General features: G+C 34.2%; 14 protein-coding genes and 1 pseudogene. 4 read left to right on the top strand and 11 right to left on the bottom strand.

Features of this window, described 5'->3' with window-relative positions; translation table 11 throughout:
- Positions 1-67 precede the first annotated feature (67 nt).
- Positions 68-1525, bottom strand: a complete 1458-nt coding sequence (locus tag OOK82_RS01205) for a TrkH family potassium uptake protein (protein ID WP_264687210.1) — start codon at positions 1523-1525, stop codon at positions 68-70.
- A 124-nt stretch (positions 1526-1649) separates the two neighbouring features.
- Here OOK82_RS01205 and OOK82_RS01200 point away from each other — a divergent pair, with 124 nt between their 5' ends.
- Complete coding sequence (locus OOK82_RS01200; RefSeq protein ID WP_264704302.1) at positions 1650-2945, top strand: hypothetical protein; 1296 nt, start codon at positions 1650-1652, stop codon at positions 2943-2945.
- 123 nt (positions 2946-3068) lie between these two features.
- Here the strand turns inward: OOK82_RS01200 and OOK82_RS07680 are convergent.
- The 6 genes and pseudogenes from OOK82_RS07680 to OOK82_RS01190 all read right to left on the bottom strand — a co-directional run bounded on the left by OOK82_RS07680 (position 3069) and on the right by OOK82_RS01190 (position 6542).
- Positions 3069-3525: pseudogene (locus OOK82_RS07680) on the bottom strand (transposase).
- A 19-nt stretch (positions 3526-3544) separates the two neighbouring features.
- Entirely contained in the window at positions 3545-3682 is a 138-nt protein-coding gene (locus OOK82_RS07675; RefSeq protein WP_010401598.1) for a hypothetical protein, read from the bottom strand.
- A gap of 54 nt (positions 3683-3736) precedes the next feature.
- Positions 3737-3811, bottom strand: coding sequence for a hypothetical protein (locus tag OOK82_RS07670; RefSeq protein ID WP_264375244.1), 75 nt, complete (start codon positions 3809-3811; stop codon positions 3737-3739).
- The gene (locus tag OOK82_RS07665) at positions 3799-3984 is read right to left on the bottom strand and encodes a transposase (protein WP_406721496.1); all 186 of its coding nucleotides are present in this window, start codon (positions 3982-3984) and stop codon (positions 3799-3801) included. The genes OOK82_RS07670 and OOK82_RS07665 overlap by 13 nt, the downstream gene beginning before the upstream one ends.
- A 56-nt stretch (positions 3985-4040) precedes the next feature.
- On the bottom strand, positions 4041-4211 hold the full coding sequence (locus OOK82_RS07660; protein WP_010401597.1) for a hypothetical protein: 171 nt from the start codon (positions 4209-4211) through the stop codon (positions 4041-4043).
- 435 nt (positions 4212-4646) lie between these two features.
- Positions 4647-6542 (bottom strand): hypothetical protein, encoded by a 1896-nt coding sequence (locus OOK82_RS01190; protein WP_264704301.1) that lies wholly within the window; start codon positions 6540-6542, stop codon positions 4647-4649.
- Between the two features lie 436 nt (positions 6543-6978).
- Here OOK82_RS01190 and OOK82_RS01185 point away from each other — a divergent pair, with 436 nt between their 5' ends.
- Both OOK82_RS01185 and ccmA read left to right on the top strand, forming a co-directional pair.
- A complete protein-coding gene (locus OOK82_RS01185) occupies positions 6979-7410 on the top strand; it encodes a hypothetical protein (protein ID WP_064085636.1) in 432 nt (143 codons plus the stop codon).
- Between the two features lie 347 nt (positions 7411-7757).
- Entirely contained in the window at positions 7758-8381 is a 624-nt protein-coding gene (ccmA, locus tag OOK82_RS01180) for a heme ABC exporter ATP-binding protein CcmA (RefSeq protein WP_064085635.1), read from the top strand.
- 62 nt (positions 8382-8443) lie between these two features.
- Here the strand turns inward: ccmA and argS are convergent, their stop codons facing one another.
- The 3 genes from argS to OOK82_RS01165 all read right to left on the bottom strand — a co-directional run bounded on the left by argS (position 8444) and on the right by OOK82_RS01165 (position 12175).
- The gene (argS, locus tag OOK82_RS01175) at positions 8444-10150 is read right to left on the bottom strand and encodes an arginine--tRNA ligase (RefSeq protein WP_264687207.1); all 1707 of its coding nucleotides are present in this window, start codon (positions 10148-10150) and stop codon (positions 8444-8446) included.
- Between the two features lie 141 nt (positions 10151-10291).
- Positions 10292-11515 carry an ENY2 family protein gene (locus OOK82_RS01170; RefSeq protein WP_264704300.1) on the bottom strand — a complete coding sequence of 408 codons (1224 nt, stop codon included), beginning with the start codon at positions 11513-11515 and terminating at the stop codon, positions 10292-10294.
- An 87-nt stretch (positions 11516-11602) separates the two neighbouring features.
- The gene (locus OOK82_RS01165; protein ID WP_264687205.1) at positions 11603-12175 is read right to left on the bottom strand and encodes a hypothetical protein; all 573 of its coding nucleotides are present in this window, start codon (positions 12173-12175) and stop codon (positions 11603-11605) included.
- A 64-nt stretch (positions 12176-12239) separates the two neighbouring features.
- On the opposite strand from OOK82_RS01165, the gene OOK82_RS01160 reads away from it, so the two are divergent.
- Entirely contained in the window at positions 12240-12491 is a 252-nt protein-coding gene (locus OOK82_RS01160; RefSeq protein WP_264704299.1) for a hypothetical protein, read from the top strand.
- 335 nt (positions 12492-12826) lie between these two features.
- Here OOK82_RS01160 and OOK82_RS01155 read toward each other — a convergent pair whose 3' ends face one another.
- Positions 12827-14524, bottom strand: a complete 1698-nt coding sequence (locus tag OOK82_RS01155; protein WP_264687204.1) for an ABC transporter ATP-binding protein — start codon at positions 14522-14524, stop codon at positions 12827-12829.
- Positions 14525-14537: the final 13 nt, after the last annotated feature.

Genomic DNA, 14537 nt, shown 5'->3' with positions numbered 1-14537 from the left:
GTCCTTTAAAGTTTTGTAATACTTATAATAATATGTAATAGAATTTAAATGTAAACCTGAATTAGCGTTACACTCTGGAATGGCAAAGTTTCCAGTATAAACTACCTATACAAAAATAAATTGGCAATATTTCAAGCCTGCCAAGCAGCATCAAAAACGATAGAAATAGCTTTACTCCACCACTAAAGGAGGAATAATTACCTGAAGGACCTATTAGGTTACTAAATCCTGGGCCAGAATTTGTAAGCATTGCAGAAACAGAGCTGATGCTAGTTATAAAGTCCGCATTGCTCAAGTAAGACATCACTATTGATGATATAGCGAACGTTAACATGTAAATCGCAAAAAACGTAAAGACAGATTGAACTTCATCATTCTCCAGTATTTTACCATTGAGTTTTACTCTATCGCTTTCACTTGGATTTAATAAAGAGCTAAAGTAATTCCTTATAGATTTTAGAAAAATGACTAAACGGAAGATTTTGATTCCACCACTAGCAGAACCACCACATCCACCAATAAAGGCTAAAAAGAAAGCTAAGACTGAAATAAAGCTCCAATTCAAGTAGTTGCACATTATATAGCCAGTTGATGTGATAAAGGAGGTAATGGTGAATGTGCTGTACCTAAATGATAAAAATACTCCTAAGTCAAAATTTTTATATAACCAAAAACAAGCAAGCAAAGATGAAATAACAACTATCTTAATAAAGTAAGAGACCTGTTCATCATAACAAACGTCTAATCGTCTTACAATTTTTAAATAGCTCAGAAAAGGTAAAGAGCCTAAAATCATAAAGATAATTGTTATGACCTCCAATATAGGGTTATTGTAGTAGCCTATAGAATCGTTATAGTTAGCAAATCCACCAGTTGATACAGCGGACATTCCGTGACATACTGCGTCAAATAATGGCATGCCAGCTAGATAATAGGAAAATATGCACAATAAAATTAGGCAGTAATATATTTCTGCAATATGTATTACTACGCTTCGCGTATGTGGTAACTTTCTTTTAAGAGCATCTGAGTACTCAGAATAGAGTAAATTATTTAAGCTCAAAACCTTAAATATGGGAAAAATTGCAATTCCTACTGTAATTACTCCAAAACCACCTATACCGTGTAGCATTGCTCTCCACAGTAGTATCCCCGGAGATTGTTGCTCGATGTAACTTAGAACAGTTGCTCCTGTGGTTGTAATCCCAGATACTGCTTCAAACAGTGCATCAATGTAGCTTAAACTATCAAGATAAAATGGAATAGCTGCAAACAGAGATAATGCAATCCAGGTACAACTGGTAATCGCAAAAATTGCCGGCATTCCATGTACCCTATTTAGTTTACCCAGTAGAATAAAAGTCGCACTAAATGTGCAGGTAACTATAAATCCAACCAGAAAATTTTTCCATTCGTAACCTAGATAATTATTAGTAATAGCAGGAATAAGCATTGCTACGCCAAACAACAATAGGAAAATTCCCACAATAAATACAATTGAACGTAAAATTTGCAAATTTTCCATAGATAGTACAGTGAAAGCTATATGTTATTAAAAATTCAACTACTTTGCTAATTTTTTCTCTTGACTTGATTATAAATACGTATAATTATAGCGCTAAATTTGCCATAAGAGATAGAGGTAGGGTATGGTATTAGATTGTGGCCTTATTAAAACTCAAGAATCATTATATTTTGCAATTTTGAATAACAATCTTCAAGAGGTCCAGAATATATTCAATATTAATTCTTACAGTAATATACAAAAGGTTTTCAGAAGCCAATTCCCGAGTGGTCGTACAATCTTTGATGTTGCTAAATCCATAGGAAATGAAGAAATCATTCAGACACTTCAGCAGAAAGCTAATGAATACACTAATGCTTTATGGAATAAGCGTAAAGAAACTCAAAATTCATTACGTCTTGCAATTGTGAATAGCAATCTTCGAGAGGTCCTGAGCATACTCGAAAAAATTAATTCTGAGGAGGGTATAGATTATACACAAGAGGTTTTAAGGAGTAAGTTCGATGGTAATTATACTATCTTAGATTTTGCTATTTTACAACGAGAAAAAGATATCGTTAAGGCACTTTGGCAGGAAGCTAATGAAGACACTCGTGTCTTCTTGAGTAATAGCGCAATCAAATTAGCTAATAAGAGTTCAGATTATGATGTTAAAAAATTTATTCCAGAAGTTAAGGATTATAATAGAAAGTACACTGAAAAAGCCACTAAACAAACTTATGAAGAATCTAATCAGAAAAATGGTATTTGTGGTAGAGCTATACAAAAAGTGGAAAATTTAGAGAGAACAAGTGATCTTCACCATAAATTACGTCAAGCAATAGATTATTTAGATGTTAAAAAAGTTAAAGCAGTATTAGAAGATTGTGATACAAATCTAGCAATGATTTTAAATAGACCTATACATTCACAGAGCAAAACTACCTTTTTACTTTATCCTCTGCAAGTTGGTCTTAATAAACGATATATAGGTGATGGTAAAAGATTGAAACAAGAAGATCTGAGAAATATAAAAGAAATTACTAAACTTCTTTGGGATAAAGCTTCTCCTGATATTCGCAATTTCTGGTTTAAATTCCATCAAGATCAACAAGAAGAAAGTACAAAAGACACAAAAGCAACCTTTGAAGCTCATTTGAAAAAAGCTCCTCCTGATATTCGTGACTTGTGGCTTAAATATCAAAGAGTGCCTGAAAATCAAGGTGCAGCTGTAATAAAACTTCTTAAAGGTGAGCAACAACGACATGCCAAGATAGGTAGTGAGAAGTGGCTTGAAGATTTCATTCAAGAAGTTAAAGATTACAGAGAACAAAAAACCATAGAAGAAAACCTTGAAATAGCTACAGAGAAACCTACAACAAAATCTGTTCTACAAGACGCACAACTTTCTCAAATAAATAGAACTTGTTGTATTTTGTAGTAAATAAGTTCTTAGGAAATCTAAGTATGATAACAATAAAAACAAGAAATTTAAACGTTCTATTTTTAACCTAGTATCCAGAATAAAAAGGGAGTGTTAAATAAACTGTGTCAAACCTAATTTTTAGCTCAACTCAATTTTCAATCTACCAGGAAAGAAAATGTCGAGCTGGGATATGGTTAATGCCCAATCATGTACAGGCATAGTCCATTTCTCTTCCACCTTTTTTATAGCACAATATACCTGTTTATACAAGGCACTTATGCTGGTAAATGAGCCTTTGGTCTTGGTGAACTTTCTAATTTGCCTATGCAGCCCCTCTATGGGATTGGTAGTGTAAATTACCCTTCTGACTGGGCCTGAATACTTAAAATAACCAGATAAATTCTCCCAATTGTTCTGCCAAAACCATAGGATACTTTGCACCCCATTTTTCATCCAATTCCAATAAATAATTCTCAGCAACTTCCTTGCTTGAAGCTTGATATACCTTCTTCAAATCACTTAAAAAGCTCTTTACATCTTTGCTAGCCACGTACTTCAATGAGTTGCGTATTTGGTGCACTATACACAGCTGCACTTCTGCATTAGGAAAGACGCTATTTATAGCTGTAGGAAAGCTTTTTAACACAAGCTATCAGAATATCATCTACTCCTCTCTCCTTTAGGTCATTTAGTACTCCCAACCAGAACTTCACTTTCAGCCAAATAAAAACCCAAAACTTCTTTTCTGCCATTTTGCTAATATGTTATACATACATTTGCTTACACAATGCCCGTCCTCCTTGACCTTAAAAAACCATGAACACTATTGGATATACAGATTGCAGCGGACGACTGCGCCATTCGTTGATTACTGGTAGCAATTTGTCAGTAATACTTGATATCTCTGCTGCAGATATTTTATATTTCTTCTACATGCGATGCTATATCCCATGCCACTGGCATATGTACTTAAAACCTTTGCTTCAAGTTCGGTTGTTTGCCTTTTTCTGACTACTTGTAGCTCGAAACTTCCTTCTCTATCTCTTGGTGTCAATAGTTCAAATACTTGTCCGTAAAGTCTTTGAATTTCTTCGGTTGTTTTCTTCGCTTTCAGCCGACAAATGGTTTTCTATCTCGCCTTCCCTCTAGCAGTTTTTTGATAAATGGTGTTAATGCTCCATCTCTTCCTGTCAATGGTCTTCCTTCTCGTATAGATGATAAGATATTTGTTTCTAATTCTTTATAGTCTACCAAACCGGTAGTTGTGTTTGCTTGACTCATTGTCAAACCTCCATTTTTTTATCAATTTATTACTTTACTTCTCGGTTTGACACAGTTTATTTAACACTCCCCCGTTGCAGAAAAGTTTACTCAAAAGGGAGCTTCTTATTGATACTTCTCAACGTTCTGTTCAACAAACTAGAACTTCCATATTTAAACACGTAGAAATTAGATTTCTTGCACTACTGGAATTTAAAGAGTTCCAGCGCGTAACGCTGGAATCTAGATTTTCTTGCTAAATCCCAGCTGGGATGACGCTTAGTTATGCAAGAAATCTATTTTTTATCATAAATAACTTAAATATTATATTATAAACTCTGCTAAATTTATTCTCACAACAAAAACTTCTTCTCTACTTTTTTTTGAGTAAGGTCACCAATTCTATTTTTCTAAAAAAGTGTTTTCTGAGCTGAAAAGCCCAGAAAACATTTAGTCTTATATAAAATTAGTATCATCAGAAACAGGATTATCTTCATAGTAAGGACTCGCTCTTTGCATATCATCAAAAACAGTTTTTAACAGTACTTCCTTATCAGTATCCCATGCAACTTTCTTCATGATTGGAATATAATCCTTACACTTTTGGTCATTTCCACAGTCCTTGATTTTACCATTAGCCTTTAGATAAGGCTTTAATAAATTATAGTGTATTTGAGTGTTATTGCCCTCTTTATCTATCATTTGTCCTGAGTTATTAACAAGTATCAATGGTGCAACTTGTTTTGCTTTCATAACATTTATTTCACCGAACTCTTTAACGAGATCAGGACATGATTCTCTAGAAAAAAAATTCTTGTTGCATTCTTTAGTAGCATAGTAGTCGTTAGAGTAGCAGAAACTCTTAATCCCTTCTTCTTGACACGCTAACTCTTGTGGACTATTAATGCATTTATCACATTTTATATCACTAAAGTAGCCTATTGAACTAAGAGTATCAGTAAAGGCAAATTTAAAATTTACTGCACCATAACCACCCTCTGCTCCCTTTTCTATATATGGTGCAATTTTAGGATTACCGTACATCTCAGAATACAAATTCTTTAATAAATCAGATGTATTAAAACCTTGATAACCTATCTTTCCATTTTCTCCATAAAAACGAGCATAAGATCCACAAATTTCTTCCTTGCTACAATCTGGGGTTATTTTTTGAGACGTAATTTCTCTATTTTCATCCCTTCCTCCATTAGTAACAGGTTTGACTACATTAGTTTCATCTCCTCCTCCATTAGTAACAGGTTTGACTACATTAGTTTCATCTCCTCCTCCATTAGTAACAGGTTTGACTACATTAGTTCCACCTCCTCCATTGGGACAAGGTTTATCTGTACCACTTCCTTTCTCTTTTTTACATTCTTCAGCTTCTTTTTTATACCACTCAGTCTCTGCTTTTGCCGTGTCAATTTTACACTGTATAAGTTCTTCTTTATCACTTCCTTTCTCTTTTTTACATTCTTCAGCTGCTTTTTTATAACACTTATTCTCTGCTTTTGCCATGTCAATTTTATACTGCATAAGTTCTTCTTTTACCTTGTCAATTTTACACCGCATAACTTCTTCTCTCTCTTGTCCAATTTCGCACCTCAAAGCTTCTATTCTTGCTTGCTCAGCTTCCAATTTTGCTTGCTTAGCTTCCAATTTTGCTTGCTTAGCTTCTAATTTTGCTTGTTTAGCTTCTGCTTGAGCATCATCATACTTTGCCTGATTAATTGCCTGTTCAGAGCCTTCTTTCATCTTCTCAGCATCTTTTTTACACTGTATTAACTCATCTTTTGCTTCCTTAGCTTCATTCTTAGTTTGTTCTACCTTCTCCCTTTCTTTTTGAACCTGTAATTTTAACTCATCAACTTCTGCTTTTGCTGCCTCAGTTTCATTCTTAGTTTGTTCTACCTTCCCTTTCTCTTCTTGAACCTGTAATTTTAACTCATCAACTTTTGCCTCAGCTTCATTCTTAGTTTGTTCTACCTTCTCTCTTTCTTCTTGAACCTGTAATTTTAACTTATCAACTTTTGCCTCAGCTTCATTCTTAGTTTGTTCTACCTTCTCTCTTTCTTCTTGAACCTGTGACTTTAATTCACTAGCTTCTGCTTCTAATTTTGTAATTTCTCTTTGTGATTCCACAGCATCTTTTTTACACTGTATTAACTTATCTTTTGCCTTCTTAGTTTCATCTCTACAGTCACGAAGTAAATCCTCTTCTAATTTATCATCCTCTTTTCCCGCAACCTGATCTCCTAGATTTTCGACTTGCTCACCCTCTTCATCATAAAAAAGTTTGTTGGCATATAAATTACTATTATCAACTTGATCGCTATAGATATTGTTTGACATTGTGACCTCCTATATAGTCAAAACTGGAATTAAATTAGAGTATAAAAGCTAGGAATTCAACATGGGTAAAAGAAACCACAGCTCAGGAAATCTAAGGTTAACTCAGAAATTATTATAAGCCAAAATGATTAAAAATTTTACAACTTATATTGTAGATCTAGCATGATAACCAACAATTAGATTTTCTTCAATTTCCACCTTACTCACCAGCTTGACACAGTCCACCTTTATTCATTAGAGAGCCGTGATTCCTCTACTCTCCAATGATTAATCACTTGTCAGTTTTGAGTGTAGTAGTTGATAGCCTGTACGTAAATACGTTGCTTTTGTTCTTTAGAAATTTTTAGTCTACTATCTTTATCCAGAAAAAAATTGTAAAATTTCTATAGTTATGGTATAATTGTAAATACCGCTTGCCAATAAGCTGAGTATAAAAATGCCGTTCGGACAAATCATTACATATAGCACGATATTACTTACTATAATTGCAGTATTTCTCTTTTTGAGAAAAATATACAAAAATCATATTAGAAAAATTATATTTCCTCTAAAAGTTCTCAAAGAAGAGTGGGAAGAAAATAGAAGATTTAACGAATTATATCAAAAAAATAAGCAAAAAGAGTTGATGAAACAACAGGAAATGCTAAGGGAGAAACAAAAGAATATGCAAGTTTACAAAGAAGATCTAGAAATAGTTGATATAGCAAAACCGTTAGGTAAATGGACAAAGATGGTTATGATGGGTAATAGTTTAATGAAACATTTTGCACAATTGATACACAGAGAAGGTGATAAGAAAGGATTTTGGGAGCTATTTATAAAAGCTCAGTCTTCAACTAAGGGTAAATATAAAGGAAAAGGCAGATGACGTATCCGTTGTATAACCTGCTTTCTGGCATTAAACTTCTTAAGTGTTATAGTCAGTCAAGTATAAGGGTGTCATCCCAGTGCTTGACACTGGGATCCAGCTCTTCATGTAATCTAGTTAAAAATATTAATTTTAACATAAAGCAACTACTTTTATGCCAACCAGCTCAGCGTGCTTACTTAAAATTCCTGGATCCCAGTGTCAAGCACTGGGATGACACCATCTGCTACCTACAAACCCAATGTTCGTACAGTTGTATGTCAAACACTGACTGTTTGTTGTGCAAGCTATCCAATGTTCATACACTGAAGTGTTTAGGCTCCAAGTTCTCTTTAAAGGTCCAATAGATGCTTGAATGTAAAAATCTATCCTGTGCTCGTAATAACAAAGTATTATTTAAAAACCTCAATTTTAAAGCTGAGCCAAAATCAAAAATCTTAATCACTGGTCCAAATGGTAGCGGCAAAACCAGCTTAATCAGAAGTTTATCTGGACTCTTACCGCCAGTATCAGGCAATATAAGATACTGCGGAAAAGACATATATGATGATCCAAAATCCTTTATATCTTCCATGGTTTACGTAGGACATAAAAACGCCTGTAAAGATAGTTTAACAATTGGTGAAAACATAGAATTCTGGGCAAGAATACGGAACACTAGAGAATCAGTTATGGCAGCTGCTTATTGTTTAGAGTTGCAGCCTGTATTTAACATTAGATATGGTGAACTTTCTGCAGGCTGGAAAAGAAGAGTTGCGCTTGCTCGCCTTTTAATTTCTAATGCAAACATTTGGCTGATAGATGAACCATTCTGTAATCTTGATAGCACAACATGTGAATTAGTATTGAACCTAATCTCAATACGCTCTGAGCAGAACGGTACAGTAATTATTACAGGACATAGCTCTACAGAACAATTGTGTGACTTCAAGACAATCGACATACGTGATTTTAACAGACCTCTTGTATAATTTTTGGCCTTATTGTACTTACATCAATAATTTATTATCACATTTAATATTACGCATTAAAATTAACTCATCTCTTTCAAAGGCTCTATATTAAAAATCGAAAGTCCAGAAGCAATGACGTGTGCTAAGGCTTGGACGAGAAACATTCTTGCAGCGGTGAAATTTAAGTTATTCTCCAGTATAAAACGCATATTTAAATCACTTTTGCCATATCCCCATAAAACGTGAAACGCTTCTGCAACTTCAAGTAAGTAGAAAGTGATTCTGTGTGGCTCACAAAGCCTTGCAGATATTTCTACCACATCTGGCCACTTTGCTAAGGTTTTTATGAGGAATAGCTCCCCATCTGTCTTTAAAAGTGAAGGGTCTGCTGTTGGGAGCTCTTTTGGAGCATTACGCATTAACGAATGAGCACGGGCGTGCGCATATTGCACATAAAAAATAGGGTTGTCTTTTGACTGTTCTTTAACTTTAGCAAAATCAAAGTCCAAGACCATATCATTCTTGCGTGTTAACATTATAAAACGAGTTATATCCCTGCCAACCTCTTCCACTACATCCCTAGCTGTAAGAAAATTTCCTGATCTTTTCGACATCTTAACAGGTTTGCCATTTTCGAAGAAATTCACAATATTATGCAGTTTTACCTCTATCTTTGCTTGATCATCACTGAGCGCAGAGACAACTGCTCTAAGCCTTTTAATATAACCGCCATGGTCACTGCCGAGCTCTACGATCATATTGTTAAAACCACGTGATATCTTATCAAAATGGTAAGCAATATCCGATGCAAAATAAGTCCAGCTACCATCCTCTTTTTTTAGTGCGCGGTCAACATCATCACCAAATTTTGTAGAGCAAAATAACATTTCTTTTCTGGAAATCCAATTTTCATTCTCTTTACCTTTTGGTTTCTCCAGGTACCCTTCATACACTAGACCCTTATCAGATAATATCTTTATACTCTCTTCGATTTTGCCACTTTTTTGTAGCTCATACTCTGAAGTAAAGACATCATGACTTACTCCAAGTAAGTTCATGTCTTCCTTTATTATCTCTAAAATGGAACTTAAAGTATACTCTCTAATTATTTGATTATCATCCTCTTCTCTAAGCTCCTTGCCATATTTTTTAGCTAGCCCCTCCCCTATTGGTTTTAAATATTCACCTGGGTATAAACCTTTTTCGATGCTAATTTTCTCTCCCAGAGCTTCCTTATACCGCAAATATACTGACCGAATTAGCGTATCTATCTGCGCTCCAGCATCATTGATATAGTACTCCTTAGTAACTTTATAACCAACTTTCTTTAGCAAATTTGCTAAAACATCACCAAACACTGCCCCTCTTGCATGACCAATATGTAGTGGCCCAGTTGGATTTGCGGATACAAACTCAACATTGATGGCCTGATTGTTTCCAATGTTGAGAGTGCCAAACTCCGTTTTTAGCTCATTTATTTGCTTTAAAATTCCATGCCATACTTCTATTTTTAAGTGCATATTGATGAACCCAGGACCTGCTATTTCCACTTTTGCAACTTCATCAAAAGATTTAAATTCTTCTGCTAAGATCCCTGCAATCTCAACTGGATTCTTTTTTTCATGCTTTGCAAGCACCATAGCAACATTTGTGTAAATATCTCCATGCGCTCTATTGCTCGGAGGCTCTACAATAAAGTTTGTTGCATTCGTACTTATAACACCCCTTTGCTTCAACTCATTTAATTTACTAAAGATTAGAGAGGCAACCTGTTTAAAAATGTTCATTAACTAGAAAAACTATGAAAACCTCCAACAATATAGCAAATAAGTGGGGCTAGTTGAAGGTTTATCTTATGATTTTCTCTCTATTCTCTGTTTGGTGTAAGGCGACCTTTTCTGGGTCGAAAGAACCAGAAAAGTTATGGTTTATATTAAGTCGTTATTGCTAGTATAATAAGAAGCGTTATTGTTCTCATTTTCATATATACTTGTTGCACTTGTTGCCATATCGGACTTAAGCATCTGGTCATTAAACGCAGGAATTTTTAATATAATCGTTTTATCTCCAGCATCCCAAATGGATTCGTTCAGTGTTTTAATGCACTTCTTGCAGGCTTCACCATTACCACAATCCTCTATCGATTTAGGTCTACCATCATCTTTAAGGTAATGCTGACATACAGCATAATGCTGATCAGTTTCTTCACCATCTTTATTTATTATCTTTCCTGTTTTGTAATTAACAAGCAACAGAGGCATACCCTGCTTCGTAATTATATTTTGTTCTTCCGATCCCATTTGAATAGGTTTACTAACAAGGTTAGGACATTCTTCATTAAAGAAGTTTTTGCTATATTCTTTAGTGTCGTAACTGCTCTTTGCAGAATAACAAAGACTTTTATTCTCTTTGTCACTCTTGCAAACGTAGTCATTGGGAAGTTCTGTACACTTTTGACACCACATGTTGCTAGGGCTACCCCACGCATAGTTAATATCATCTGAAAAAGCAAGCTTAAAATTATGTGCTGAATATGGAGCATTTGCACCTGATTTTATGTGTTCCATAATTTTAGGGTTATCAAACATCTCAGGATACAGTTTCTTTAGTATATCTGATGTATTAAAAGCATAATGACCTACCTGATTCTCAGGAGAGTATTTATAATAGCCAGAGTAAGCTCCGCATTTGTTAATCATAGCGTGTTCTGGAGTGATTACTTTAGGCGTAACAATAATACCATCTTCAGGAGGACGTTCTTTATTAATATTATCTTTGACTTCGTCAATTACAGGATCTTTAATAAGTTCTTTCTTAACCTCATCCTTTATTAACTTGTCTTTTATTTTATCCTCTATCTCCTTCTGTATTGCATCCTTATCACATTTACAATCTATCTCATCCTTTACTTCGTCTTTTATTTTATTTTTCAATTTCTCCTTAGTCTTATCATCAAATTCACACTTAAGATCTTTCTCTAGTTCATTTTTAATCTTTTCTTTCAGTTCATTCTTAGTTTTATCATCAATCTTGGATTTAGGGTCTTTACCATCATCTAGCCTTGTATGTAAATTAATTTTCAATATATGTGGCAGTTGACATATATGACTTACATGCCTATTATTTGAATAAGGGGAAGTGTTCTTTAACATAAAATTGCTCCATTAATAAATAAAGGTTACTAAAAAGTTAACATAAGATAGAAGTGTATACTAACAATGTATACACCTTCATTACTTTCATATAATATAAACAATACCTTCTGGTACTGACATTTGTTCAGGAGAAAATGCTGATTCTGTGCGCGTATCTATTATAGAAGCATTTATCGCATCCACACAAGCTTTGCATTCAGGATTACTATCACATCCTCCTTTGAGACGATTGTCTGGACCAATTTCAAGATTGTTGTCACTTTTATCAATAATTTCTTTACATTTTGCAAACATTAAACCACTAGATTTCTTAGTAATGGCATCTTTAATCTCTCCAGAAACTGCATCAACTACTATTGAAAGCTTTGAAAAGTCAATTGGTTTTTTAGGTTCTGGACAAGCAGGACACTCAGGACAAGGAGGTATTTTTACCTCAGGACATTTTACATCAGGACAAGGAGGTATTTTTATATCAGGAAGCTGTATATTTAATTCGAGTCTATCACAACACGGATCAAAGTGGTCATGGCAATGTGGGTTAAAGTATTTATGACAATGTGGACCAAAATTATTATGGTACCGTGGGTCAGTTGTGCAAGCTGTGCGCGTAGGAATACATGAACCAACACGTGGAGATGAGGAAAAATTATAATTCATAAGAATCCTTTAAAAAATAACTATTAGATTATTATAGGATAAAAAAGTTAATGATTTAATAATTTTGAGGCTAAAATTAGAATATACAAACTTACAGTACATTTCAAAATACGACTTTAATATAGAAGATATTCGCATTGAAAAGCTTTGCCACAGCAAAATGCTGCTAAGATTTCAAGAAAAAGCTGTCAGTAGTCAAATTTATTGTATTTTAAAGCAAAATGTGAAGCACATGGTTTCCCATGTGCTATTGGAAGTACGTATAGCAAGAGTGAAAGAACGTACGTTTGTGAGTGATTTAAATCTAATCTCTTAGCAGAAAAAATCAAACGTATCACAAGGATTATAACATGTATCATAATAGTTATGATATGAGTTAAAATGATTGTGGCAGGAATTAGTAGCACAAGGTACAAATGGAGGTGTACAAGCTTGTGCACAATTCAATACTGGTCCTTGTAAGGCTGGTACTGGCAAATTATAACCCGTAAATGGTAGTTTTGGTAAATTACTGTAATTATAAACCATAATGATCCTTAAAAAAATACTATGATATTATTATAAGTTAAAATGATTAAAGATTTAATAATTTTCATTATCAATCTAGCATAACAACCAACAAGTATGACTCAAATTTTCCTTCAGTTTTTACTATATCTTCGCCAATTTTGCATACAGCCCATCTTTACTCATTAGAGAATCATGAGTTCCCACTTCTTCTACTTTCCCGCAATTAATCACTATAATCTTGTCAGTTTTGAGTGCGGTTGATAGCCTGTGCGTAATTATGATTGTTGTTCTATTTTGCATTAATTTGCTAAGTGCTTTTTGCACTAGGTTCTCACTTTTATAATCAAGAGCAGAAGTTGCTTCATCAAGTATTAAAACCTGAGGATTTTTTAGTATTGCTCTTGCTATTATGATGCGTTGTTTTTGTCCTTCAGAAAGTTTTAATCCTCTTTTTCCTACAAATGTATCAAATTTATCCGGCAGTTTATCAATAAATTCCATCGCATAAGCGCTGATAGCAGCTCGCCTGACTTCCTCATATTCAGCACCCGGTTTGCCGTATAGTATATTTTCCATTATTGAGCAAGAAAATATCATGTGATCTTGTGGTACTAAGCCAAACAGCGATCTTAGATCATTTAGCGCAATTGTCTTAATATTCTGTCCATCGATAGTAATACTGCCTTCACTTGGATCGTGAAAACGGAGCAGAAGCTTTAAAATGGTGCTCTTGCCACTGCCAGATGGTCCAACAATTGATACTGATTGGCCTGCCTCTATAGAAAATGATACGTTATTTAATGCTGGCTTATCAGCATAAAAAAATGTTACATCGTTAAACGCAATTTCTTTTTGAATACTATTAATTCTTATAGGATTTTCGCCATTTACTATAGAGCTTTTCATGTTCGTAAACTCAAACAAACGCTCTACTATTCCAAGACCTCGTTGTAAATCACTGATATTATCGCTCAAATTATTTATAGCTCCTGCCGCAAGCGCTGAATAAAACACAAATGAGGAGAGTTCTCCAATGGTCATATTATTACTTAAGACTTCTTTTATTCCAAAAAAAAGCAAAATAACTAGCGAACCTATCACACACGTGATAACTAGAGTTACTAAAATAGCACGCAAGAGTACTAATTTTACGTATGATTTTGATACTGAGTTTAGATGTTTCTGAAAACGAATTTTTTCATTTTCTTCTAGTACAAATGATTTAATGGTTACTATAGATCTAAAATTTTCCTCACTAAATGATGCAAGCTCACTTAATTTATCCTGAGCAAAGCGTGCATAATTGCGAACTTTTTTTCCAAGTGAAGTCATGATAATGAGCAGTATGGGTATTATTGCAGCTGCATATGCGGTTAAATGTAGATTTGTGTATAACAGCATTGCAACACTACCAGTCAGTACCACTGCATTCCTCAATATTGTCAGTAAGCTGCTGTTTATTATCGATTGCAATGCAGAGGTATCAGTAATGAGTGCTGAGATAACATCTTGTACGCCTGTGTTCTCAAAGAAACTTGGTTGCAAGTCAGTGATACTGCTATATAAGTCGTATCTGATTCTTGCGATAACTTTCTCGCTGCCAATGCCAATGAAATATAACCGAATAAATGCAGTGAAAGAAATGCCTAAAACTATCAGTATTGAAACTACGAGCTTGGTAGTAAAGTTATGCTCTGCGCCAGAATCAATTATGTTGCTTAAGCCCTTACCAAAAAGAAGAATCGTTAAAGCTGAAAATAGAACTGCAATAAAAGCTACGGTAAAATAATGTAGATTAGGTTTTATATAATAAAATAACTGCTTAATGTTAGATCGCATTTTATTTTTAAGT

It is taken from the genome of Wolbachia endosymbiont (group B) of Apotomis betuletana, from assembly GCF_947250475.1.
Lineage (GTDB): Bacteria > Pseudomonadota > Alphaproteobacteria > Rickettsiales > Anaplasmataceae > Wolbachia.
Note: the sequence above shows the minus strand (reverse complement) of the source record. Positions and strands in the feature narration are given on the sequence as shown.